At 32.1% G+C, this 25,419-nt stretch carries 23 protein-coding genes; 3 read left to right on the forward strand and 20 right to left on the reverse strand.

The annotated features are described in order from the left end of the window. Positions 1 to 7 precede the first annotated feature (7 nt). The 12 genes from ABNT61_RS11170 to gdhA all read right to left on the reverse strand — a co-directional run bounded on the left by ABNT61_RS11170 (position 8) and on the right by gdhA (position 13,405). Positions 8 to 1,477, reverse strand: coding sequence for a DUF5687 family protein (locus ABNT61_RS11170; protein ID WP_348743271.1), 1,470 nt, complete (start codon positions 1,475 to 1,477; stop codon positions 8 to 10). A 104-nt stretch (positions 1,478 to 1,581) separates the two neighbouring features. Then, positions 1,582 to 2,079: a DUF1761 domain-containing protein gene (locus ABNT61_RS11175; RefSeq protein ID WP_348741367.1), complete on the reverse strand. Its 498-nt coding sequence runs from the start codon at positions 2,077 to 2,079 to the stop codon at positions 1,582 to 1,584. A gap of 93 nt (positions 2,080 to 2,172) precedes the next feature. Further along, positions 2,173 to 3,168 carry a DUF4837 family protein gene (locus ABNT61_RS11180; RefSeq protein WP_348741366.1) on the reverse strand — a complete coding sequence of 332 codons (996 nt, stop codon included), beginning with the start codon at positions 3,166 to 3,168 and terminating at the stop codon, positions 2,173 to 2,175. A gap of 48 nt (positions 3,169 to 3,216) precedes the next feature. Next, the gene (locus tag ABNT61_RS11185) at positions 3,217 to 4,560 is read right to left on the reverse strand and encodes a lytic transglycosylase domain-containing protein (RefSeq protein ID WP_348743272.1); all 1,344 of its coding nucleotides are present in this window, start codon (positions 4,558 to 4,560) and stop codon (positions 3,217 to 3,219) included. Between the two features lie 16 nt (positions 4,561 to 4,576). Next, positions 4,577 to 5,338 (reverse strand): exodeoxyribonuclease III, encoded by a 762-nt coding sequence (locus tag ABNT61_RS11190; RefSeq protein WP_348724795.1) that lies wholly within the window; start codon positions 5,336 to 5,338, stop codon positions 4,577 to 4,579. Then, positions 5,338 to 5,994 (reverse strand): CoA transferase subunit B, encoded by a 657-nt coding sequence (locus ABNT61_RS11195; RefSeq protein ID WP_348743273.1) that lies wholly within the window; start codon positions 5,992 to 5,994, stop codon positions 5,338 to 5,340. The genes ABNT61_RS11190 and ABNT61_RS11195 overlap by 1 nt, the downstream gene beginning before the upstream one ends. Before the next feature lie 2 nt (positions 5,995 to 5,996). Continuing rightward, positions 5,997 to 6,698, reverse strand: coding sequence for a CoA transferase subunit A (locus tag ABNT61_RS11200; RefSeq protein ID WP_348741362.1), 702 nt, complete (start codon positions 6,696 to 6,698; stop codon positions 5,997 to 5,999). Positions 6,699 to 6,736: 38 nt separating this feature from the next. After that, the gene (locus ABNT61_RS11205) at positions 6,737 to 9,037 is read right to left on the reverse strand and encodes a penicillin-binding protein 1A (RefSeq protein WP_348743274.1); all 2,301 of its coding nucleotides are present in this window, start codon (positions 9,035 to 9,037) and stop codon (positions 6,737 to 6,739) included. Positions 9,038 to 9,040: 3 nt separating this feature from the next. Then, positions 9,041 to 9,541 (reverse strand): gliding motility lipoprotein GldH, encoded by a 501-nt coding sequence (locus ABNT61_RS11210; protein WP_348743275.1) that lies wholly within the window; start codon positions 9,539 to 9,541, stop codon positions 9,041 to 9,043. Continuing rightward, positions 9,519 to 10,985 carry a regulatory iron-sulfur-containing complex subunit RicT gene (locus tag ABNT61_RS11215; RefSeq protein WP_348743276.1) on the reverse strand — a complete coding sequence of 489 codons (1,467 nt, stop codon included), beginning with the start codon at positions 10,983 to 10,985 and terminating at the stop codon, positions 9,519 to 9,521. Before ABNT61_RS11215 ends, ABNT61_RS11210 begins: the two co-directional genes overlap by 23 nt. Positions 10,986 to 11,156: 171 nt before the next feature. Next, a complete protein-coding gene (locus ABNT61_RS11220; protein ID WP_348743277.1) occupies positions 11,157 to 11,996 on the reverse strand; it encodes an alpha/beta hydrolase family protein in 840 nt (279 codons plus the stop codon). Between the two features lie 65 nt (positions 11,997 to 12,061). Next, positions 12,062 to 13,405 (reverse strand): NADP-specific glutamate dehydrogenase, encoded by a 1,344-nt coding sequence (gene gdhA, locus ABNT61_RS11225; protein ID WP_348710995.1) that lies wholly within the window; start codon positions 13,403 to 13,405, stop codon positions 12,062 to 12,064. 183 nt (positions 13,406 to 13,588) lie between these two features. Here gdhA and pheS point away from each other — a divergent pair, with 183 nt between their 5' ends. Continuing rightward, complete coding sequence (gene pheS / locus ABNT61_RS11230) at positions 13,589 to 14,608, forward strand: phenylalanine--tRNA ligase subunit alpha (protein ID WP_348710993.1); 1,020 nt, start codon at positions 13,589 to 13,591, stop codon at positions 14,606 to 14,608. A 6-nt stretch (positions 14,609 to 14,614) separates the two neighbouring features. Then, complete coding sequence (locus tag ABNT61_RS11235; RefSeq protein ID WP_348710991.1) at positions 14,615 to 15,010, forward strand: hypothetical protein; 396 nt, start codon at positions 14,615 to 14,617, stop codon at positions 15,008 to 15,010. Positions 15,011 to 15,858: 848 nt separating this feature from the next. On the opposite strand, the gene ABNT61_RS11240 is transcribed toward ABNT61_RS11235, so the two are convergent. The 3 genes from ABNT61_RS11240 to ABNT61_RS11250 all read right to left on the reverse strand — a co-directional run bounded on the left by ABNT61_RS11240 (position 15,859) and on the right by ABNT61_RS11250 (position 18,080). After that, a complete protein-coding gene (locus tag ABNT61_RS11240; protein ID WP_348710989.1) occupies positions 15,859 to 16,221 on the reverse strand; it encodes a cupin domain-containing protein in 363 nt (120 codons plus the stop codon). A 12-nt stretch (positions 16,222 to 16,233) separates the two neighbouring features. Next, on the reverse strand, positions 16,234 to 17,034 hold the full coding sequence (locus tag ABNT61_RS11245; protein WP_348743278.1) for a DUF6503 family protein: 801 nt from the start codon (positions 17,032 to 17,034) through the stop codon (positions 16,234 to 16,236). A 140-nt stretch (positions 17,035 to 17,174) separates the two neighbouring features. Continuing rightward, positions 17,175 to 18,080 carry a hypothetical protein gene (locus tag ABNT61_RS11250; RefSeq protein WP_348743279.1) on the reverse strand — a complete coding sequence of 302 codons (906 nt, stop codon included), beginning with the start codon at positions 18,078 to 18,080 and terminating at the stop codon, positions 17,175 to 17,177. A gap of 183 nt (positions 18,081 to 18,263) precedes the next feature. Between ABNT61_RS11250 and ABNT61_RS11255 the strand changes: the two genes are divergently transcribed. Next, positions 18,264 to 19,622, forward strand: coding sequence for an alanine/glycine:cation symporter family protein (locus ABNT61_RS11255; RefSeq protein ID WP_348743280.1), 1,359 nt, complete (start codon positions 18,264 to 18,266; stop codon positions 19,620 to 19,622). 9 nt (positions 19,623 to 19,631) lie between these two features. On the opposite strand, the gene ABNT61_RS11260 is transcribed toward ABNT61_RS11255, so the two are convergent. The 5 genes from ABNT61_RS11260 to ABNT61_RS11280 all read right to left on the reverse strand — a co-directional run bounded on the left by ABNT61_RS11260 (position 19,632) and on the right by ABNT61_RS11280 (position 25,360). Next, complete coding sequence (locus ABNT61_RS11260) at positions 19,632 to 22,079, reverse strand: hypothetical protein (RefSeq protein WP_348743281.1); 2,448 nt, start codon at positions 22,077 to 22,079, stop codon at positions 19,632 to 19,634. A 96-nt stretch (positions 22,080 to 22,175) separates the two neighbouring features. Further along, positions 22,176 to 22,877 carry a M50 family metallopeptidase gene (locus tag ABNT61_RS11265; protein WP_348743282.1) on the reverse strand — a complete coding sequence of 234 codons (702 nt, stop codon included), beginning with the start codon at positions 22,875 to 22,877 and terminating at the stop codon, positions 22,176 to 22,178. A 21-nt stretch (positions 22,878 to 22,898) separates the two neighbouring features. Next, positions 22,899 to 23,531, reverse strand: a complete 633-nt coding sequence (locus ABNT61_RS11270; RefSeq protein WP_348743283.1) for an FMN-binding negative transcriptional regulator — start codon at positions 23,529 to 23,531, stop codon at positions 22,899 to 22,901. A gap of 42 nt (positions 23,532 to 23,573) precedes the next feature. Then, entirely contained in the window at positions 23,574 to 24,899 is a 1,326-nt protein-coding gene (locus ABNT61_RS11275; RefSeq protein ID WP_348743284.1) for a kelch repeat-containing protein, read from the reverse strand. A gap of 119 nt (positions 24,900 to 25,018) precedes the next feature. After that, positions 25,019 to 25,360, reverse strand: a complete 342-nt coding sequence (locus ABNT61_RS11280; protein ID WP_348741350.1) for a HopJ type III effector protein — start codon at positions 25,358 to 25,360, stop codon at positions 25,019 to 25,021. Between the last annotated feature and the right edge of the window lie 59 nt (positions 25,361 to 25,419).

A 25,419-nucleotide genomic window follows, 5' to 3' on the forward strand; every position in this document is an offset into this window, starting at 1 on the left:
TATGTAATTATTTTTTTTGATTGAAGGCATGAATTGCAGCATACTTATCTCTGATATACTTTTTCTCAATCAAATTCATGAAATAGTCTTTTAATAATAAACCTAAAACTCCAACTGTTGCAATTGCAATTATTCCTGCATTAAATCCAACATATTTGTTGAACACCCAGAACAGTAACATTGGTAATCCCATTAATGGTAATATTATTAAAAACTGTGTTGCACTTGTTCCTTGCGTATTTCCAAATCCTCCAGCTTGTAAGTCAATTCTTTTTCTATTAAATGAACCTGCAAATAATAAGAATAAAGTATTAAAACCTATGTTAAACACAGCTCCAGCTGTAATCATAAGAAACTTATCAACTCCGAAATAGATATAAGGAATACTTAAAATGTAAAGTACAAATGTCACTACACACATCAACAACCACTTACTCTCTAAAAACTTTCTGTATCGAATATTCTGACTCATAATCATTTTATAATATTCACTATCCCAAGCGGGAATAAATTGTCCAAAATTAATGGCAAATCCACCTGTAACAAATAAGGAAGCGAAAATTAAAAATGCAGGCATTTTCTCCTCGTAAGTCTTATCAGTAAAAAATATAACTGCATAAAACAAAAACAAAAACGACATTAAAAAAACCGTTTTGGTTCTTTTATTTCTCCAAATTAAACGCATATCGTTTTTAATGAACGGAGCTAAATCTCCAAGTTTATCCACAAAAGATAAATCTGCCGTTGACGCCTCTTTAGTTTTTACCTGTACAGCATCATCTAAATATAATTGTGCTATTAAATTTTTAAAATTTAGAATATACAAGACAATAACTAATAGAGCTGGCACTAAAACGTAAATCCAGCTGTTATAGAAACTACTAAAAATCGTTATACTATCCTGTCTGAAATTATAAATATCAAATTGTTGTAACGCTATTATACTTCCTAAAATCACAACAAGAGTTCCAAAAGCGATATTACTCTTATTCGTCAAGAAATTCAAGAAATTAGCAGATACAATTATTAATAACATAGCTGTTAGCCAACTCATCACATTTGACGCCGGGTATCCTTCTTTAATCAGAATCAAAGAAAATGGTATATAGAAAAATAGTCCAACGATATTAAAAAATGAAAATATCGATTTACTAAGAATATAATTCACCAACTTGCTTTTCTTTATATTTAATATCAGCATTGGTTTTACATTCATAACCGGTAATTTTTGCATCACATATCTAAAAATCAAATCACCGATTACAAAAAACAGCATAATTCCATTAACTATTTGAAGAGGATCTTGTTCTGGAAATTGTTTTTTTAAGAAATAAAAACCCCCTAAACCAATGGCTAAAAAAGTACCAATAAAGTATAAAGCAAAAATTCCCATAAGAATATTTACTGCTATACTTTTCTGCCAAAACATGGAACGAAAGAATTGTTTCCACTCTAAACTTAAAAAGCGTGATATCATATATAGTTTGAATTAATAGTTGATTAATTAGTAAATAAAACTTTAAAAATGTTACATAAAAAAAGCACCAAAAAAATTGGTGCTCATTATTTGTTGTCTTTTTTTTATAGCCATTGGCATATAATACCTCCCATAATTGCTAGGGTCACTATCCAGTAACCAGCATTGATTGCGATGTATTTAAAACTCTTTCTTTCAAACATTGCCTGTATCGCTAAAATCGGCATAACTGTAAAAAAACCTAATAAACCTCCATGTAATGTTCCGTGTTTAAAAGACCTAAAATTATGTCCATGACTTTCCATTATTGATGTAAATGTTTTATAACCTTCTCCTGTTTGTTCGTTAAACCCAGGATCCCCAGCGAAAACAGCAAAAACTCCCATTTGATGAATAACAACTGGCATTAACCCTAACGCTATTATAAATCCTAATACATAACATAACCCAAAAATTAGCGGCATGTTTGCTCCTTGCATACTTTCCTCTGTAAACCCCATCTCTTTCATCCATGCATTTTTAAATAAAGGTCCGTACCAAACGAAACCTATCACTAACGGTATTAATGCTGCCACAGCACAAATTAAAAAATTGAATTCCATTGCTTTACCAGTTTTAAAAGTTGATTCTCTCAAATATAAAAAAAAGCAGCAAATAAAATTTGCTGCTTTGATTTTCAATGAATTGAATTATCTCTATTCTTTAATTTTTAATGATTTTCCAATAGCCTCTAACTCGAAAACAAAATCTCTTTTGTTCACTGCAGGAGCAAATGTAAACCCTTCAAAAATGACTAATCTATTGTTCTTTTTATCCACTACGGTATAATTTAAAAACGGACCTGCCATAAAATCATTCTTCACTTCCCATTTACCTCTAGTTTCGTAGGCTTTTTTATTGTCTATTTGCGTTTCATACGTAAAAGGAGCGTAGGCTTTTTCAGTAATCATATACATTCCTTCTTTACTACCTGGAATAAACTTCTCTCCAATACTATCTCTAACCTTGGTAATATTGTCTACAATTGAATCTTCATTAGTTAATGGAACACTGTAAATTAAAATGTTATTTGTACCGTCTCCACGAGCGATTCCACTTTGTAAACGCTGACGCATCCATAAAAAGTTATTTAAAGTATCTTGAACTAAGCGGTATCTTTTCGGAATTGTAATATCTATTCCCAAATTTTTAACCGTTGCTAATTGCGTATGATCAATTCTTTCTTTGTGGAATATATTTTGAATAGCCTTGATATCTTCGTCTTTAAATATCTGGATGATTTCCTTGCCACGAGTTTGAATTAAATTAATCATTTCCTCCTCGTTTTTAGCTGTTGCCACAACAATTACTTGAGGAGCTGCATATTTATTCTTAATTACAGAGATGTCTGCCGTATCAGCTTTTTGAAATAATAAAACCGCTTTGTTATTTTTTACAAATGAACCAAATCCAGATGGATCAATTTGTGAAACCGAAAGTAATGTTTCTGGTTGTGGTAATCCTACTTGATGTTCTCCAAATACTCTTCGGATTTCATCTCCTGGTTTACCTATCCAATCTGTTCCTTTCATAACAACAAGGATTCTATTGGTGTTCCCAGTTGAAGAAGGAAGCGTAATTTCTCCTTTTTTTCCTCCACCGCAACTCACGATAAAAAGTGCTATTGCTAGTATTGCTATAATTTTTTTCATGCTAGTGTTTTTGTTTGATTAGTTTACAAGTGACAAAAATTATTCCATTTACATTCTTCGAGGATAAATATATAAACGCTGACCAATTCTTAGGTTCGTTCCTCGCATATTATTCCATCGTTTTATGTCCTTTACTTTTACTCCAAATCGACGAGCTATTTTACCTAAATAATCTCCTGAACGCACTTTGTAACGGATTCTCTTATCCATTTCAAAATACTTCGGTAAAGGCTTTTCTCGTAATGAATCTTCCGCAGCTGCTAAAGCATAAATTTCTCTTTCCTTATCTAAGAAATCAATGATTTTATTCCTTGGTAATCGAACAGAGAAATTCTTTTTCTTCACATAAGGTATAACATCTATTTTATACTTAGGATTTAAAAAAGAAAGTACTTCTTCGTCAACACCAATTTTCTCAGTAATCTGATCAAAAGTAATTGTTCTTTTTACCTGAACGGTATCAGTTTGAAAATTATAAATTTTTGGAGCTTCAGGGAAAATTCCAAGTTCTTCGTTGTATTTGAAAATATACATTGTAGCATAGAATGCTGGCACATAACCAGCTGTTTCCATAGGTAAGAACGGACGAATATTCCAATAATTTCTGTAACCACCAGATCGTTTAATTGCTTTTAAAACATTTCCCGGACCTGAATTATATGCCGCTAGAGCTAAATCCCAATCATTAAAAAGATCGTTCAAATAACTTAAGTATTTACATGCTGCGATTGTAGATTTTACAGGATCTTGTCTTTCATCAACATATGAATTTACCGCAAGTTTATATTGCTTTCCTGTTCCATACATGAATTGCCATAAACCTGTTGCTCCTACTCTAGATTTGGCTCTAGGACGTAGGGCAGATTCTACAATTGCAAGATATTTCATTTCTACTGGAATATCATACTGATCTAAATATTGTTCGAATAATGGAAAGTAATATTTCGCCCTTGCCATTAACGCAGGATAATACTTTTTCCTGTGTTTTATGTAGCTATTAATTACTCTTTCTAAGGCTGGATTAAAAGCTAAATTGAACGGTGTTGATGAATTAATTTCAGCTAATCTGGCTTTCAATAATTCTGGAGTTACAATTTTAGTTGTTGTTCCTGTGATGTCTTTATCATTTAAAACATATTCGAAGCTATCGAAAAGCGGCGAATTAAATTTACTATCAATTAAAAGACTATCTATTCTCTTTAAATCATCATCTGTATACTTTGTAAGCTGTTGCTTGGCTATAGGAAGCGTATTGGTTCCTAAATCTGAAACAGATTCGATTTTTTTCGCCGTTTCTCTTATTTCATTTGCTCGTTGAGTAGAATCTTTAGGAACTCCTTGAGCAAAAAGATTAGCAATACTAAATAGGCTTAAGACAAAGAACTTTTTCATTAAAACTTGTACGTAACTAAAATTTAAATTCTACAGCAACTGGGCAATGATCTGAATGTTTTGCTTCTGGCAAGATGTAAGCTCTAGAAATTTTATCTCGTAAAGGCTCTGTAACCATACAATAATCTAAACGCCAACCTTTGTTATTAGCTCTAGCATTCGCTCTATAACTCCACCAAGAATATTCTTGTCTGTCTGGATTCTTGAATCTAAAACTGTCTATAAAACCACTATCAATAAACTTACCTAACCATTCTCTTTCTTCCGGAAGAAAACCAGAAACTCCTTTCATTTTTGGATTATGAATATCAATTTCTTCATGACAAATGTTATAATCTCCACAAATCACAAGATTAGGAATGGTTTTCCTTAACTCAGTAGCATACTCCAGGATTTCGTCCATATAATTGAACTTAAAATCTAATCGAGCACTATTTGTACCTGAAGGTAAGTACATACTCATAATTGAAACCTCATCATAATCTACACGAATATTTCTTCCTTCGTTATCCATAGATTCGATTCCAGTTCCAAACTCCACGTGGTTTGGTTCTTTTTTACAGAACACTGCAACACCTGAATATCCTTTTTTCTCTGCAGACAACCAGTATTGATAAGGATAACCTGCTAATTCGAAATCCATGGCGTTAACTTGATCTTTTTGTGCTTTAGTCTCTTGAATACAAATTACATCTGGACTTGCCGCTTGTAACCATTCTGTGAAACCCTTTTTTAGGGCTGCTCGTATTCCGTTAACGTTATATGAGATTACTTTCATTATATACTCATTTCTGGAATTTCACCATCCACTATTAAAGTTCCTTCAGTAGCGTTTTGAATCTCTTCAACAGAAACTCCCGGAGCTCTTTCTAACAAATGGAATTTATCATCCTTAATTTCCAACACAGCAAGGTTAGTAACTATTTTAGTTACACAACCCACACCTGTTAATGGTAAAGAACATTTCTTTAATAACTTTGATTCACCTCTTTTGTTTGTGTGCATCATCGCTACAATAATATTCTCAGCAGAAGCAACCAAGTCCATTGCTCCTCCCATTCCTTTTACCATTTTACCAGGAATTTTCCAATTTGCTATATCTCCATTCTCCGCTACTTCCATAGCTCCTAAAATGGTCAAATCAACGTGCTTTCCACGAATCATAGAAAAACTAGTTGCAGAGTCAAAAAAACTTGCTCCAGGCAATGTTGTAATCGTTTGTTTACCCGCGTTAATAATATCCGCATCTTCTTCTCCTTCAAACGGGAAAGGTCCCATTCCTAAGACTCCGTTTTCACTTTGAAATTCAACTTCAATATCATCTCTTACAAAGTTTGCTACTAAAGTTGGAATTCCAATTCCAAGATTTACGTAATAACCGTCTTTTACTTCTTTTGCTATGCGTTTTGCGATTCCGTTTTTATCTAAAGCCATGATTAGTTTCTTTGTCTTACTGTGCGTTGTTCAATTCTCTTTTCATACTTTTCTCCTTGAAAAATACGTTGTACAAAAATTCCTGGAATGTGAATTTGATTTGGATCTAACTCACCCACTGGGACTAATTCTTCTACTTCAGCAACAGTAATTTTTGCTGCTCCACACATGTTAGGATTGAAGTTTCTTGATGTTCCTTTGAAAATTAAATTTCCAGCGGCATCACCTTTCCAAGCCTTTACAAAACCAAAATCGGCCTTAAATGCAGGTTCTAAAACATACATTTTTCCGTCAAACTCTCTTGTTTCTTTACCTTCAGCTACTTCTGTTCCATAACCAGCAGGTGTATAAAAAGCAGGAAAACCAGCCTGAGCTGCTCTACATTTTTCTGCTAAAGTACCTTGTGGAGTTAATTCAACTTCTAACTCTCCAGAAAGCATTTGACGTTCGAACTCGTCATTTTCTCCTACATAAGAAGAAATCATTTTCTTTATTTGACGATTCTGTAATAATAACCCTAATCCGAAATCATCTACTCCGGCATTATTAGATATACATGTTAGATTATTCACTCCTAATTTCACTAACTCACTTATAGCGTTTTCAGGAATTCCGCATAATCCAAATCCACCAAGCATTAAAGTCATTCCACTTGAAACGCCTTCTAATGCTTCTTGGACATTATTTACTTTTTTATTGATCATTTATTTAGTTGTTTGCTAAGTTTCTTTAGATTGATTTACTAGAATTCATCTTCATCTTTCTCCTTATCTTCTCCTTCTCCTTTTTTCTCGTCTTTCTTATCTTCTTCATGTTTAGCACAATCAATATTAATAGAAAGATCCGAAGGTTTATCAAAAGGTTCTTTACTAATGTTTAAAGATTTATCTTCATAACACTTTCTCATAAAAATTCCCCAAGTTGGTAACGACATTGCCGCACCTTGACCTTTATCTATTCCTGCAAAATGAATCGAACGATCTTCACCACCAGTCCATACTCCAGTCATTAAATTAGGAACCATTCCCATAAACCAACCATCCGTATGGTTTTGAGTTGTTCCTGTTTTACCAGCAATTGCATTATTAAATTTATAAGGATAACCTGTAATATATTTTGGCCTGTTGTAGGTTGTTCTTAAACGAACACCAGAACCCGCTTGAGTAACACCTTCCATTAAGTTAAGAATAACATACGCAGATTCTTCACTTAAAACCTCTTTGGTTTCTGGAACGAATGTATCTAAAACAGTACCGTTTTTATCTTCAATTTGCGTAATAAACATCGGAGAAACTCTCATTCCTTTATTAGCGAATGTAGAATATGCACTAGCCATTTCTAACAATGTTAAATCGATTGCTCCTAATGCAATAGACGGATTTGCTTGAAATTCTGTTTCAACACCAGCTGACTTTGCTAATCTCGCTACATTAACTGGAGAAACCTCATCAATTAAACGTGCCGTAATTACATTAATAGATCCGGCTAAAGCTTGTTTTAATGTTAATTCACCACCATACTTTTCTCCTGCATTTTTAGGAGTCCAGTCGTCTTCCATTCCATATTTTTCTTTTGGAATAGTATATGGAGTATTCGGTAATCTATCACAAGGCGATCTTTTTAACTGATTAATCGCTGTTGCATAAACGAAAGGCTTAAATGTAGAGCCTACTTGACGTTTTTGCTGTTTTACAGCATCATACTTAAAATGTTTGTTATTGATTCCTCCAACCCAAGCTTTAATATGACCCGTTTGTGGTTCAATAGAAACTAAACCAGAACGTAAGAAATGTTTGTAATAACGAATAGAATCGTATGGACTCATTACAGTATCACGATCTCCTTTCCAAGTAAAAACTCTCATATCAGTTTTAGTTTGGAATGCTTTTTCAATTTCTTTATCAGATTTTCCGGCTGCCTTCATTCGTTTGTAACGATCTGAATTCTTCTTGGCTCTATTTAATATTTTTCGAATATCACTTTTTTCAATATCGTAGAAAGGCGCTGTTCTATTCTTCTTTTGTTCGTCAAAAAAGTACTTCTGAAGATTTGCCATATGCTCTGTTACAGCCTCCTCTGCATATTTTTGCATTCTAGAATCAATTGTAACATAGATTTTCAATCCATCTTTATAAATATCATAAAACTCTCCATCCGCCTTAGAGTTGTCTTTTGCCCATCGTTTCATGAATTGCTTTAAATACTCTCTAAAATAAGTTGCTAAACCATCACTATGACTTTCTGGTGTGAATTTTATTTTTAAAGGTAGCTTTTGTAATGAATCTCTTTGTGCTTCCGTTAAAAACCCATTTTTCTCCATTTGAGAAAATACCACGTTTCTTCTTGCTAAAGATTTTTTTCTAGAAACTTTTCTGTGTGGATTATACTGACGAGGATTTTTAAGCATTGCTACAAGAATTGCAGACTCTTGAAGATCTAATTCTTTAGGCTCTTTACCGAAATAAATTCTCGCAGCCGAACGAATACCCGTTGCGTTAAATAAGAAACCTTGCGTATTCAAATACATCGTAATGATTTCTTGCTTGGTATATTGACGTTCAAGTTTAACCGCAACTACCCATTCTTTAATTTTCTGAATTACCCTTTTAAACTTATTCTGAGAAGCTTTTTTGGTAAACAAGTTTTTTGCTAACTGCTGCGTAATGGTACTTGCTCCTCCACCTGCTCCAAGTTTAGCAACAGCTCTTGCCAATCCTCGAAAATCAATTCCAGAGTGGCTATAAAAACGCTCATCTTCCGTCGCAACTAAAGCTTTTACTAAATTATCAGGTAAATCTTTAAATTGAATAGGAGTTCTATTGGCTTTTAAATAGTACTTTCCTAATGTTTTTCCATCTGAAGAAATGATTTCAGTTGCTAAATCGTTCTTAGGATTTTCTAACTCTTCGAAAGTCGGTAATGTTCCAAAAGCTCCCCAAGAAGCTAATAGAAAAATAAAACAGATTGCAAATAAACCTCCTAATACGATTCCCCAAAACCACTTTATATATTTTGTGAAATTCATAGTTTTCTTTTTTGTCATTTTTTAATTTATTTTTTCTATTCTAAATCCAACATTTACAATGCCATCTAATTCATTTATTCCTTCTACTTCTCCACCTTTTCTCATAGCCTGAAAGATGTCTAAAGTATACGATCCTTGAATTGGAAATAGAATTTGTTCTTTATAAAATAATTTACTCTCTTTTAGCTCAGAAAACCCTTTACCCAAAAACTTACCGTTTTTATCGGCCATATCGTACTCCAAAGTATCAACAATTTTATGACCATCAGGAAAGCTCATTTTTGTAACCAGAAATAAATTACTGTATTCGTAATCACTATTATTTCTAATGTTAATAAACAGATTTCTCTTTGCTAAAGTGTCTTTTACTTCAAACTGATACGTTACAGGAGTGTTGATTTCCCATTTGTTATTATCTATTGAAGTATATTCATCATAAACTCTTTTGGAATCACATGAAACCATTATCAATAAAAGTCCAAAAACCTTTAAAACTTTACTATTGCTTATTTTTTTGAGCATTATTATTGTTTCCAGAATTACGACGTTTATTTCTTCTTTGATTGTTCTGTTTTTTATTTGATGGAGAAGAATTCTGCTTCTGTCCTTGACCTTGCTTTTGACCTTGGTTTTGCTTTTGATTTTGTTTTTGACCTTGTCCTTGCTTTGGGTTCTGTTTATTTGTATTCTTCTTGTTTTGATTTTGACCAGAAGGCTTATTCGACTTATTATTTTGTCCGCCTTGCTTAGGTGTGTTCTTCTGGTTCGGGTTTTTCTTTTTGTTCGAAGGATTGTTATTGCCAGATTTCTTCTGATTGGCATTTCTCTTTCTATTACGGTTTCTATTCCTTTTTGGTTTTTTAGGTGTATCGAAACGCGTTAAACTATCTTGTCCTACAACATTTTCAAAATCAATCTTCGTTTCCTCTGCAATTTCTGCTTCATAATCTTCTAGAGGAGAACCTAACTCATCATTTTCATTCAAATCAATGATTTCTGTTACTTGCTCTAAAGACAACTTATACCACTTGAATTTCTCTTCTTTGTACGTATACCAGATTAGTTTTTTGAAGATATCCATTTTCACAAAAATAGCATCTCCTTTCTCTGTTTTTAATACAACATCTTGCTTTGGAAAATGACTTAAAGCATCTAAATAAGAATCTAGTTCAAAATTTAAACAACATTTTAATTTTCCGCATTGTCCTGCAAGCTTTAATGGATTTAAAGAAAGTTGCTGATATCGTGCTGCTGCAGTATTTACTTTTCTAAAATCTGTTAACCAAGTTGAACAACATAATTCTCTACCACATGAACCAATTCCTCCAAGACGAGCAGCTTCTTGTCGCATCCCAACTTGTTTCATTTCTACACGGATAGAAAACGCACTAGCTAGATCTCTAATTAACTGACGAAAATCTACACGATCATCTGCTGTGTAATAAAACGTAGCTTTATTTCCATCACCTTGAAACTCAACATCAGATAATTTCATTTTCAACCCAAGTCTACTAATGATTTCTCTTCCTTTTCGTTGTGTTTCTAACTCTCTATCTCGAGCGGTATTCCAAACGTCAATGTCTTTTTGCGTTGCTTTTCGGTAGATCTTTTTTACATCTGGACTATCCAGCGCAACTTTCCTTTTTTTCATTTGCACTTTCACAAGCTCTCCAGCTAAAGAAACAACACCAATATCGTGTCCTGGATTTCCTTCGACAGCGACAATATCTCCCATAGAAATGCTTAATTTTTTCTCGCCACTTTTGTAAAAATGCTTTCTTCCGTTTTTAAAACGTACTTCGTATATATTAAATGGAGCTTCACCGGTTGGTAAAGTCATATTCGATAACCAATCAAAAACAGCTAATTTATTTCCACTTCCACATGATCCTGTACCACAATTTCCATTGCTTTTACAGCCTTTTGGAACGCCGCTTTTGTTAGTTGAGCAACTGCTACAACCCATAATTTATATATTATTTTAATAACTTCTTAAATCTGATGCTTACTCAGTATCAAGAAATTAATTGTATTTCTTTGATTTATAGATAGATAAAAAAAAGTGTTTTCTTTTTTATCAATTCGTAAATATACTCATTCCTATGGAATGTGAAAATCACTTTACTCATTGAAACGCTTAGTTCCCTAAAAATGATTTACAAATAGAAACCACATCATCTAAATCCGAAGGTAATTCGTCTTTTTCCCAAGGATGTTTTGCTCCAAACACGTGGTTCGCATTTTCGATAATATGTAATTCGCTATTCGCATTCCAAGAACGTAAATCTTCAGCTTCTTTTATGAATATTGAAGTGTCACCATCTCCATGAATTATACATAACGGAATCTTTAAATTCTCTACCGCTCTTTGTATTGTTAAACGATCTTCATTCGCTTTGAAATCTTCATAAAACTGATAAAAGTGAGGCATTTGCTGTTTTGTTCTTCCGTTTACAACATACTTAACACCATCTTTTTTCCATTGTTGTAAATCTCCAATTGTAGAAGAACGCGCTCCAAAATTAGATACACCTCCAAGAGTAATTACATTTTTTATCCTTGAATCTTCTTCAGCCTTTATACAAACAATCCCGCCACCTCTACTGTGACCTAGTAATGAAATCGATTCTCTATTTAATTCTCCTTTAAATTCTTCATTAGAAACACACCAATCAATTACCGATTCTAGATCGTCTAGTTCTTTGGTATAATTATTATTACCGAAAGCTTCTAAATCTGGAAAATCTATCGGTTGATCTACGGTTCCTCCATTATGCGAAAAATTAAACTTCACAAAAAATGTTTCCTCAGCAAATGCTTCTGCCATGAAATCCCAAGCTCCCCAATCCTTAAAACCTTTATAACCGTGGCAAAAAATAAGTATTGGTTTTGCTTGATTTGTTTCTTTAAAGAAAACATCAAATACTATTGGTTTATTGTGTTTTCCTTGAATAACTCTATTCTTGATTTTTTTCATAGGTATAAAAATAAAAAGCTCATCATGAACTGATGAGCTTTTCTATATTATTTTGAGAATATTCTTTAGATTATTCCTTGCGCTAACATTGCATCTGCAACTTTAACGAATCCTGCAATATTTGCTCCTTTTACGTAGTCAACATATCCAGTCTCATCAGTTCCATACTCAACACAAGCAGCATGAATATCCTTCATAATCGCTTTTAATCTTTGATCAACTTCCTCACGAGTCCAGCTTAAACGTAATGAGTTTTGACTCATTTCTAAACCAGAAGTAGCAACACCTCCAGCGTTTGAAGCTTTACCTGGTGCGAATAAAATTTTGTGTTCGTGGAATGCAGCAATTGCTTCTGGAGTAGATGGCATGTTTGCTCCTTCACTTACACAGATACATCCGTTATCAATTAATGTCTTAGCTTCTTCTCCGTTTAACTCATTTTGAGTTGCACATGGTAAAGCGATATCTGATTTTACAGACCATGGACGCTCTCCTTTAAAGAATTTAGCTGATGGATATTTCTCTGTATACTCGTGAATACGTCCACGTTTAACATTCTTTAATTCCATTACAAAAGCTAACTTTTCTGCATCAATTCCGTCTTCATCGTAGATGTAACCAGAAGAATCAGATAATGTAACAACTTTTGCACCTAACTCAGTAGCTTTTTCACAAGCATATTGAGCAACGTTTCCAGATCCAGAAATTGTAATTGTTTTTCCGTTAAAAGAATCTCCTTTAGTTTCTAACATGTTTTGTGCAAAATATACTGCACCATATCCAGTAGCCTCAGGTCTAATTAAAGATCCACCCCAAGTTGCTCCTTTTCCAGTTAAAACTCCAGTAAACTCGTTTCTAAGTTTTTTATACATTCCGAACATGAAACCGATTTCACGTCCTCCTACACCGATATCACCAGCTGGTACATCTGTGTTAGGGCCAATATGTCTAAATAACTCACTCATGAAGGCATGACAGAAACGCATAATTTCGTTATCTGACTTTCCTTTTGGATCAAAATCAGAACCTCCTTTTCCACCACCCATTGGTAATGTTGTTAATGAGTTTTTAAATACTTGTTCGAAAGCCAAGAATTTTAAAATACTTGCATTAACTGTTGGGTGGAAACGTAAACCTCCTTTATAGGGACCGATAGCAGAATTCATTTGAACTCTATATCCTCTGTTTACTTGAATTTCTCCGCTATCATCTACCCAAGAAACTCTAAAAGAAATTAAACGCTCAGGCTCAACCATTCTTAATAGAATGTTCTTCCCGTTATAAATATCATGCTTTGCAATATAAGGGATAACTGTTTCAGCTACTTCTTGAACTGCTTGTAGAAATTCTGGTTCGTGGCCATTACGCTTTTCAACCAGTTCCATAAAAGCCTTTATTTTAGATTCCATAATTTAGTTATTCGAAAAATGTTTTTTTAATAAAAATAATGCACAAATATAGTTAAATAACTAATCTGACGTTTTAAAAAACTTCTTTTTTTGCTGAAACGAAAACGTTATAGTAAAGAGACAAAAGAAAAATGTTAATTCAGTAAAAAAACGTAAATTTGCCACTCAATTTTTTGAAGGATTATGTTAGATAAAGTTAAAGAGCTCATAGGAGACGTTCAAACATTTCAAGCAACTACAAAAGAAGAAGTAGAAGCTTTCAGAATAAAATACTTAGGTAGCAAGGGTTTACTTAAAGGTTTATTCGCCGAATTCAGAAATGTTGATGCTGAGTTTAAAAAAGATTTTGGGCAAGCTTTAAACAATTTAAGAAATGCTGCAGAAGGAAAAGTTGCGGAATTAAATGAAGCTTTAGAGAGTGCGGTTGAGGAAAAAGGAGTTTACGGAGACTTAACTAGACCTTCTGAACCAATTGAATTAGGTTCTCGTCATCCAATATCAATTGTTAAGAATCAAATTATTGAAGTTTTCAACAGAATTGGTTTTACTGTTTCTGAAGGACCAGAAGTTGAAGATGATTGGCATAACTTTACTGCATTAAACTTACCGGAGTATCATCCAGCAAGAGATATGCAAGACACTTTCTTTATTGAAAAGAATCCTGATACTTTATTAAGAACACATACTTCATCTGTTCAAGTTCGTTATATGGAACAGAATGAACCACCGATTAGAACTATTTCTCCGGGAAGAGTTTTTAGAAATGAAGATATTTCTGCTCGTGCTCACTGTATTTTTCACCAAGTAGAAGGTTTATATATTGATACAGATGTTTCATTCGCTGATTTAAAACAAGTTCTTCTGTACTTTACAAAGGAGATGTTCGGTAAATCGAAAATTCGTTTACGCCCATCTTATTTCCCATTTACAGAGCCAAGTGCTGAAGTAGATATTTACTGGGGATTGGAAACAGAAACTGATTATAGAATTACTAAAGGAACTGGTTGGTTAGAAATTATGGGATGCGGAATGGTTGATCCTAACGTATTAAAGAACTGTAATATTGATCCAACTAAATATTCTGGATATGCTTTTGGAATGGGTATAGAACGTATTGCAATGTTATTATATCAAATTCCTGATATTAGAATGTTCTATGAAAATGATGTTCGCTTCTTAGAGCAGTTTAAATCTGTCCTATAATTTTTCATGAGAAAAGATATTGAAATTTCTGAAGTAACTGGTATAGAAATGGCCGTTGTTTTGGAGCATAACGAAACTCATAACACTGAGGATTGGTATGTATATTTAATCAACAATAAAAATGTTGATTTAGATATGGCTATTATTGTTTCTCAAGGATTTTCCGAAAAGAAAACTACTACGGTATTCAGAAAAAAGATAGATAAACTTAAGGCCAATTCTTTTGTTAAGGTTGAAATGATTCATCCTGATGTATTTGCCTTAAATAACAGATTTCAGGTTTCTTTCTTCGAAGGAACTCAAATATTCGAAAAAACATTTTTATTCAAAGAAAATACAATTAAAGAAGGAAGTTTAAGAATGATTTCTTCTCTTAATAAAAGAGGTGTTTTAGTTAAATAAGCTTACAATTTTCTATTTATATAAAAACAGAAAATCCTTTTACATTTGGGGCTTGTAAAAGGATTTGTCTAGTTAACCAAATAATTTAAACTCTCAACTTAAATGAAAATAATTGTATTTTAAGGGGATAAATACTTTTATTTATTCTACTATTTACACTTCAAAGGTAGTATAGCTTCGTACTTATTTTTAACCAAATTCGATGTTTGATTTGCAACTGTAGATTAACTGTTTGATTTACTCGATAAGTTAAATTTTAGCATTTTTATTTCTCTTTTTATCGATAACATCAGTGTTATTTTAATCACCATTTATATTAAAATTAAGACATAAAAAAACTCTCTTATTGTAGGGGTGATAAGAGAGTTTTTGGGGTTTAGTTGAAAAAACTTTAATTCAAATTCAAAATGAAAAACAAAACTTTAATAGGGATTTATATACTTTACTTTATATTTTCTAACTGTGTTATTTCTTAATTACACCTCAAAGATACAACCCATTAACTCCTTGCTAATCAGATATTCGATGTTTCAATTTTATACTATAGATAAACTGTTATGATTTATCGTTAAATAAAAATGCGTTATAAAATGAATTAGATGAATGGTTTTTTAGGAAAGCTTAGAGCAAAGAAAAACCTTTTACATTTTGGGGCTTGTAAAAGGCTTTATTTTTTAACTCAAAAAAAATGAAAAAGTATTTTGTTTGGGGATTATTACTTTTTAAATTTTTCTTTACTACTATTAACACTTCAAAGGTACCACCATTAAAAGGTTTAAATCTGAAAATTTAGCCTTTCAGTTTTAATCTGTAGGTGAATGGATCGTATTTATCGATGAATGGTTTTTCTAAATCGATTCATAGGTTTCTACGGTAATATCCGCGACTACATCTCCAGTATGTTTTGTAGATAATGGCTCAAATAATAATAGATGAACTTCCTCTTTTGCGATTGGTTTATGAGGCACTCCTTTTGGAACTACATAAAACTCTCCTTCATTAACTATTACTGAAGAATCTTCTAAATCAATTTGTAACTGACCTTTCATTACCATGAACAATTCATCTTCATTATCATGTTTATGAAATACAAATTCTCCTTGTATTTTTGCTAATAATACTTGTTGACCATTTAATTCAGCAACCTTCTTAGGTGACCACTGATCGGTAAATAATCCAAGCTTTTCTTTAATATTTATAACTGACGACATAAGGTTTGGTTTTTAATACTTAAGAATCTCTACATTTTCTGTATCAATTCTAGAAACTTCTTTTAACTTATCATTTTCATATAAAGATGGTAATTCAGATAATGGAGTTCCTACTTCTGCTTTATAATTGATATAATCTTGAAATATGATACCTCCAATGTTTCTTCTATTATAACTACTTCTGAACCTAACACCTCCACCATTGACTTTGTAATTGTAAGCCAAATAATCGACTGTATTAGATTTTTTATTAACCCAGTAGTAATATTGATCTTCAAAATCTTTTCCTCCTCCTTCTTGCTTAAAAGTTACTTCTACTACATTGTAATTTTCATTCTTAATTGTAACTTCTCCTACATATGTTTTATTTACTGCTTTATCCTTCAATTTATAAGGTAGTGTTGCAAAATAAATAACAGAATTTAATGACTCTCCGTAGCGAGAAGCATCCTCTTCATTTAGATCTAATTTTTTACCATTAATTGTTCTTGAAAAATTTCCATTATCCAATACATCAATTACCTCTTCCTTTTTATCGTTTTGTTTAATCACAAAATAACGGTACAAATTGTCTTTGTTTGTAAAGCTGTATTGTCTATTTCTAAACACAAAAGTGTAAGATGCTTTATCGTATAATTCACCTCCGTGTGCTAGAATCGCAGAGTTGATGATTACCTCACCCTCACTAAGTTTTTCGGTCTTGATGTCTTCTGTTTTATTCTCTTCTTTAGGTGTTTCTTTTTGTTCTGGTTTACAAGAAAAAAATGTAGCGATAGCTAAAGAAAACACTACTAATTGTATTATGGATTTCATTGATGTTTGATTTGTCATTGTAAATATGTCCTATTTTTTTGAACAACTTACAATCCTTAACAAATATTTAGGGGTTTTCTAAAACATAAAAAAACCGCTTAAAGAAGATTAAGCGGTTTTTGAATATATATGTCTTAATTTTATCTCAAGCTAATTTTACGCTCTCCAGCTTTTGCACCATCAATATAAACTCGAACTTTATAATCTCCTTTTTCCATATTATTTCTATCTACAGAAATTAAAGAAACAATTCCAAGCTTTTGGTTTTCATAGTTCACTCTGATATAATCATTGTAAGCCATTTCAGAACCATTATCTCCTTGATTCTTTTCTGATAGAATTACATCATTATTTTTATCAAGAATTTGGATAAAAATATCTCTTTCACCCATTTCTGCTAATTCATTTTCTAATAAATCAAACTTAACTTTAAAAGCGTCTGTTTTTCTTGACTTTGTTGTACTTGTATATCTACCGTTACTTTTTTCTCTATACGTACTTATAGCAACATTCCCAATTTCAAGATTAGCGGCAACACCTATTTTTTCTTTTAATTGTTTTTCTTCATTCATTAAGCTTTCATTCATCTTAACCAATGATTCCTGAGATTTTTTATGCGCTCTTAATTTTTTCCTCACGGAATTATTCTCTTCTTCTAACTTGGTATTCTCTTGGTGAAGTTTATCTGCTTTCAGCATTAACTGTCTGTTCTCACGCTCGAGTTGAGTTACCTTTAAGCTATACTTAACCAGTTTATCATAATTTCCTTTTTTGATATCTTTAATAGAATCCTTAAGGGAAATCATTTTATTGATACTGGTAATAATTCTTCTTGATAAACCTTTTTTCTTTACCGACATTTTTTTGTAATCGGCAACTATTTGATCAAGTTCTTGTTGTAGTATAAGTTTTTCTTTTCTAAATTCCTCATCCAGCCTATTTTGGCTTTCGTGTGTTTTAAAAGAATAAACTACTAATGAAATTAAAAGTACAATAGGTGAATATTTCAAAAATTTGTTCACCGAAGCTTTACTTATTTTTGTCATCGTAGGGGGAAATTGAAGTTATTTGATATAAATTTATGAAAAATCTTCCGGTTTTAACATTTTATTTTTCCTTTTTTCGATAAGTTGACATTTATTCTCTTTGAATGACAGCCTTTTATAAAAATCAATAAATGATTGTAAGAGAATTTATTATAATATGTTAATTTCGTTTCAAAACAAAAAATGTTTCTAAATCTTCAAGATAGTGTCGCACAATTCTCCTCTTGGGTATGGGGAATTCCTCTTTTAATTCTTTTAATAGGAGGTGGATTATTTCTGTTTATATATTCTGGATTAGTACCTTTTCGTTATTTAGGTCATGCAGTAAATATTTTAAGAGGTAAATATGACAAACATAATTCTCCAGGAGATTTATCACATTACGAGGCATTATCATCTGCCATTGCAGCCACAGTAGGAATGGGTAACATCAGTGGTGTTGCAATCGCTATTGCAACTGGTGGACCTGGAGCTATTTTTTGGATGTGGGTTAGCGCTTTTGTTGGAATGGCTACAAAGTTTTTCACTTGTACTTTATCCATCATGTATCGAGGAAAAGATGAAGAAGGAAATGTAAAAGGTGGACCAATGTATGTCATTACAGAAGGATTAGGTAAAAAATGGAAACCACTTGCTGTATTTTTTGCTTTGGCAGGATTAATTGGAACTTTACCCGCTTTTCAAGCTAACCAATTAACGCAAACTTTAGTTGATGTATTTCAAGTGAATGAAAGCAATACTTTTACGGCTAAACTCTTATTAGGAATATCAATCGCAATTATTACTTCTTTGGTAATATTCGGAGGTATAAAACGAATTGGTAAAGTAGCTGGTAAACTAGTTCCTATTATGGTAGTAATCTATTTGATCACAGTTGCTAGTATTTTACTTCTGAAAGCTGGGGATATTCCTCAAATATTTTCTTTAATGTTTACAGATGCATTTTCTGGAAATGCAGTTATGGGAGGTGCCTTAGGTTCATTAATTATAACTGGTGTAAAGAGAGCTGCGTTTTCAAATGAAGCGGGAATCGGTACCGCTCCAATGATGCATGGAACTGCTAAAACTAGCGAACCAATTCGAGAAGGATTAGTAGCAATGCTCGGACCAGCAATTGATACCTTATTAGTTTGTACTCTTACAGCTTTAGCTATTTTGGCTTCTGGTATTTGGAAAAACTTTGACGGAAATGGAATTTCCCTAACTCTTTCTTCTTTTGATGCTGTACTTCCTTATGGACTAGGAAGCGTTATACTAACCATTTGTGTTTTAATATTTGCGTTTTCAACCTTATTCACTTATTCATTCTACGGTTATTCTTGTCTAAGTTTTTTAACAAATAAAAAAATAGGCAACTACTATAATTACATCTATATCGTAACTATAGTAATCGCCTCAATTATAAAATTAGACTTTGTAATTAATCTCATAGATAGTGGATATGCTTTAATGGCCATACCCACTGTTATCTCTACTTTAATATTAGCTCCTAAAGTAAAAAGAGCTGCTAAAGATTATTTCCAAAGATTAAAAACTGAATAATCAGGTTTATTAGAACTCATTTGTAATATATGTCATTGAAAACGTAATTACTCCAACTCCCGTAAATTTTATTCCTTGCGAAAAAGCAATATTTACGATATCAATTCCTCCAAACGTAGCAAAGTTAGCATTTCCGGCAGTTTGTAAACTAAGTTGAGAAATTTGTTCTCTGGTTAGGTTTGAAGTTGAAATTGTTCCAATTAATCCGACAGTTGGAATAGCGGCTTTAAATGGCAAACCTTCTATTCTAAGATAACCCGTAGGATTTCCTGATGTATTAATAGATGAAATCCTAGCCGATACTGTTACCATATTACCAACTCTTGAAAACATATTTTGACTAACATTATGGGAATACGTTCCATCTCCGTTAGTATCTACTAAGACCGGGGTCCAACTCCCACTTTCTGTAAAGTTATTTGGAAGTCCGGCACTATTACTATTTATAATAGGATTAGAAGGATCAGTATTATCAATACTAATATTGGTTCCAGCTTTTAAATTTGGAATATCATTGACATGTGCAATAGTTCCAGACTTTGGTTGAAGTGTATGAATAGTACTCCCAATTATATCTGCTTGAATAGTAGCTGAACCCGCATTTCCTGATTCTGTAAAGTCTAGTGCATTTCCTCCTGTTCTAATTCTACCTCCTGCAGTAATATTCCTCGCTATGTTTATGGAATTATCACTTTGAATATAACTCGTAAATAAATTTGAAGTAATTGTTTTCTCTCCAGAAATCGTTTGTTTTGTATCTGTTGTAACTGTATTTGTAGCTCCAGAACTATCAACATTAATCACTGGATTTAAAGGATCTGTATCGTCAATTGTAACATTCCTTCCTCCTTGAATTTTAGGAATATCGTCAAGACCTGCTATAGTATGGCTTTTAGGTTGAAATCTTGCTTGATATGATGAATCCCAACCTGTTTGAGGCGGCATAATTTGAAAGTTATTGCCAATACCATTAACACTTGTAATACCGTTTCTGTCTACTATTGTTCTTGATCCTGAAAGCTCTCCAATTCGTAATTGATATTCGTTTAAACTAGCTTTTGATACTCCTTGGAATGAAACTACATTTACATCAGGACCAATTCTTATTTCTGAAACGCCACCCATTACTCCGCTTTGAACAACTAATCCTCTTTCTATTGAGAATTCATTTTTTATTGGGCTTCCACTTATACCTCCATGAGTATTTGAAAGTACTAAACTATCTTTAGTTAACTTACTTTCTTCAACTTTCGTTCTTTTACCGTCACTTAAAGCTGATTCTCTGTTCCTATCCAAGCCTAAAATATCTGGATCATCAGAAGCCTCAGTAGTTTTCTTTATTGATAAAGTATCTGGAGTATTTTCAAATTGTGTGTTTTCAGCAGTATCCTTTAGGATAAATCCAGTTGTTGCTTCATTTGAATTCTCTAGAACTGTTTGTAAACCAGGAGTTCCTGATGAAGCACTAATTACTGGGTTCAATGGATCTGTTTCGTCTATGGTAATATTCTTACCTGCTTTTACTTTTGGAATATCATCAACACCAGCAAATGTGATAGATTTATTTGGCAATTGATATTCTTGGTTTTGAGTTAATTGATCAGACTTTATAACGGCATCTACATAAGTATTTGGTGCTGTAATTCCTTTTCTAATCTTTAATCCATTGAAAAAATCGTGTTCGAAAATATATCTTCCATTTGAAAATCCTGTTTTTCTAAAGATCATGGTATCAGCCAAATGTGCTGCATGAGTTACTGTTGGGTTTTCTCCGTTATATCCATTAACACTATATAGGATTTCATCGAATATAAAATCAGAACCTGTAACAACTTTAACACCTCCGACAAACTTATTATCGCCATACATAAGGTTTCCATTAGTATAGCTAAAAGATGCATATCCTCCTCGAGCTTTATCTCCAATTACCACCTCATTATTTCCATCGGCTAAAGTTCCTGTAGATTCGATTCCTTCTATCTTACTTGATGAATTTATTATCGGATTTAAAGGATCTGTTTTATCAATTGTTACATTTTCTCCAGCTTGTATTTCTGGCACATCAACAGGCTTAATTAAACCAGCAAAATCAACAGTAAATACAGAATCATCATCACGACGAAAAGTAGCAACTCCTTTACTATCAACACTACCTGAAACTAATCTAGATAAATTGGTATCATCAATGTAATTAGTTAAGTCAATTTCTTTAACAACTGCACCATCTTTTAAAAAATAAATCTTGTTATTATCAATATCAGATATATTGTATTCAGGAAGTTTTTGTTCTGAACTAACCACAACTTCTCCGTCAGCATTTATTACAAATCTTCTGTTTGCTTCTCCTGCTTCTTGTTGGCTATCTACATAACTATCGATTAAATTTCCATACTCTTCTTGAGTTGGTTTGTCTCCTGTTTCAAAGTAAGTTTTTATCGTACTTTTATTTTGTTTCATCCTAATTCTATTTTTTTCTAATATTAAGAAAAAGGTGTTTTCAAAATATAAAGTAAGACGACTGTTTTCAGTAGTTACAGTAAATTGTTTTCATGATTATTTACTCAGATAATACTTCACACTTTTCCAAAGTAAGAGGAAACTAATTGAAACAATTATTATTCCCCACATCCAATAGGAACCAAAAGTATTTATAGCAATATTTTGAGTGTCCGAATTCATGAGTTGACCTCCTCTTTCGAATTGTTTTGTAAACGTATAATTAAACTGAAGATAAGTACTTAAAGCACATTGTAAACCTAAAAATAACACTGTGATATTTTCAATTTTTTTATTCTTCAAAAACATAATAACGATGAATAAAACTGAAAATAAGGATAGTACTACAATTCCCCAATATGAGCGAATCCAAATAATTAAGGATAGGATAATGACTCCTGTTAAAACTCTAAGTAAAATTGCTGCATTTCTTCGAGATTTTGCCGAAGCAATTAAAACTGCTCCTGCAATTGCTGGACCAAGTAAACCTCCTGCGGCCGTTAACGCACTCGCTGTGGGAATTGAAAAGATTTTATTAGTAACTGTAGAATAGGCAACTCCACCTCCATTTTGATAAATTTCTAGGTACTTGAAATCTCCTCCAACTAATATTGCTGTTAATCCATGTCCCATTTCGTGAAACCAAGTTCCTAATAATCGAAAAGGATACTGCAATTGCACAAAATAAGGTAACTGTAGCAACAAGAAAATTGCACTGGCAATTATTAAAACAGTATAATCTAACTTTTTAGAATTCACTTTAACTTTTTATAACTCAGATTATGAGAAAATCTTCTCTTTTCTCTTTTTCATTTCTTCTCCTAATAACCCATCTAAACCTTTTTTTTCTTCCAGTTTTCGGATAATATTTGAGAATGTTTCTTCGTCCACACCTTGACTTAGTTTAAAAACTCCTTCTATTTTTTCAACTTTAATTTCAAAACCAGAAATGTGTGGCATTAATCTTTGTTTGTACGATTCAGATAAATTATCATAAATAGTTGGAGAACTAGCATCTCCATTTTCATGTAACAATGTAAAATCTCTCATTAAATTTATAAGCTGATCTCCTTCGAAAAAAGAAATTCTTCCATTAACATGAACCGTCATATAATTCCATGTAGATCCTTTGCTTTTATTCGTTCCCCAAGAGGCACTTACATATCCGTTCGGACCATTAAAAACAACTAAAATCTTGCTGTTTTTACTAAGTGCGTCATAATGATCGGTTTTTTTCATCATGTGACCAATCAAATAGAGTTCTCCTTCTCTTTGCTCTACAATCAAAGGAATATGAGTTCCTACAAAGTTTCCTTTTTCATCTAAACCTGTAATAAAAGCTAGAGGATAATGATTAATAAAACTTAGAAGTTCATCAACATTATCCTCTTTATAACTGGGTACGTTATACATGTGTTATTTTACTTTAAAATTTAGAAACACAATGTAGTCATTTTAATATTCATCATACATCGTTGTGTTCAATTCCTTTAAATCAATTGTGTACATTTTTTTCGAAGGTTTCAATTGAAATTGCTCTTTTACATAACCTCCTAGAAGATAGAACTTATTATCCACTAAAAACATTTTACTTGATTCGTACGGCAAATCAATTTTATATTCTTTTAAACCTTTATTACTGGTGTTGAAAGCATAAAAATGATTCTTGTCAAAAATATAAATGATGTCACCTTTTTTATCAATGGCGGGCATTTTCATTGTTCTAGGTAAAACTTTCTCAATTTGCCATTTTCCATTTTTTAAGTTGAAAGAAGTAATTCGATTCATTTTCTCATTTCCTTTTCCTCCAATCATGTATAATTTATCATTTACTTTAACACATTCTGTTTCCTTCGGATCAGGAAGTTTCCCTATTACATACCATTTATCTTCTTTAGTATTGTAAAGTGAAACATTATTCGAAAATTTCAATTTGTTTTTCTTTAATTTCTTGACAGAACCTCCAACTAAAATTATGCTATTGTCAATTTTTGCTACACCTTGATTTACACCATTTTGCTTATTATTAATTGATTTTTCAAGTTTATTCTTTTTTAAGTTAAAAACCTCAATATCATCACTTAAATATTCTCTAGTTCTATTCGTTGCAAGTCTTTTTCCTCCTAATAAATATACTTTATCATCAATAAGAACTGCTTTGTGATAAGCTCTTTTTAAAACCGGTTTCTCTAAGGAAGTCCAGCTTCTATTCTTTATATCGTAAATATGTACTTGATTACTATAGCCATTATAACTTGTGCGTCGATTTGCTCTATAAATAATCTCACCAAAGTTCACATTATCATCTTGCATTTCATTCATCTCTTGAAATGCCATTCTCATTCCGTCTGACAAGGATGACTTATCACCACCAAACACATAAATTTTATCTTTATAAAAAACAGAAGCAAATCCATGTAAGCCTTTTTCTAGCTCTGGTAAGGATTGAAAGTACAATTCTTTCTTCTTCTTTTTCGTAATCAAGATTTCGGATAAAACAACTTCCTTTTCGGTAAGAAAAATAGACTGATTCACTATTTCTTCAAACTTAATAGCTCTATCGTAAAACTTTACATGAGATAGAAAAACTCTGTCTTTATCTTTTATCTTTTCGAAAACTACCTTCCCATTTTCATCAGACACATAAACTTTCTTTTTTTTCTTTATGTGAACATTTTGAATCGGTTCTTTAGTTTTGGAATTTAAAATTGTGATGGTATGTTGGCCAAAGACAACTTGAGAGCAAATAATTAGTGAGACTAGTAAGAGTTTATTTTTCATGAGCTTAGCGATTTGGTATTCATATAAAAATAAAGGAAAATCGAAAGTTAATCAACGATTTAACTTTTTTTAACGAAGAAATTCCATCCAAGATTATACTCAAAAAAAACAGCCTGTAATTATAGTTTGATTAGCGTTTCATTTTCAAAACTTAACCCTTCAAATCCAGTTCTCATAAAATTTCTGATATTTTGATGTCCTGTTCCATTTGGATCATTCACAACCTCAGCGTAGTATTGACCGAAGCAAGCTAAGGTTTCCTCTTTTGATAGTTCTTCTTGGATTGCAAATGAAAACACTTTGCAAGATCCTTGGTTTTCTGTAGATTGATTTTCTAATTCACCATTTTTAAATGCTGAAGGAGTGAAATTATAGTTGCTTTCTATTAGTTCAATTGTTTCTTTAAAATCAATTGTAGCGGCTTCGTTTTGTAATTTATTTTTGAATTCAGATATCGTCATTTATAATCATATTTTAGAACTACAAAAAAATAGATTATTCAACTTAAAAACTAAACTCT

Origin of the sequence: Tenacibaculum sp. 190524A05c, from assembly GCF_964036595.1 — a bacterium.
Classification (GTDB): domain Bacteria; phylum Bacteroidota; class Bacteroidia; order Flavobacteriales; family Flavobacteriaceae; genus Polaribacter; species Polaribacter platacis.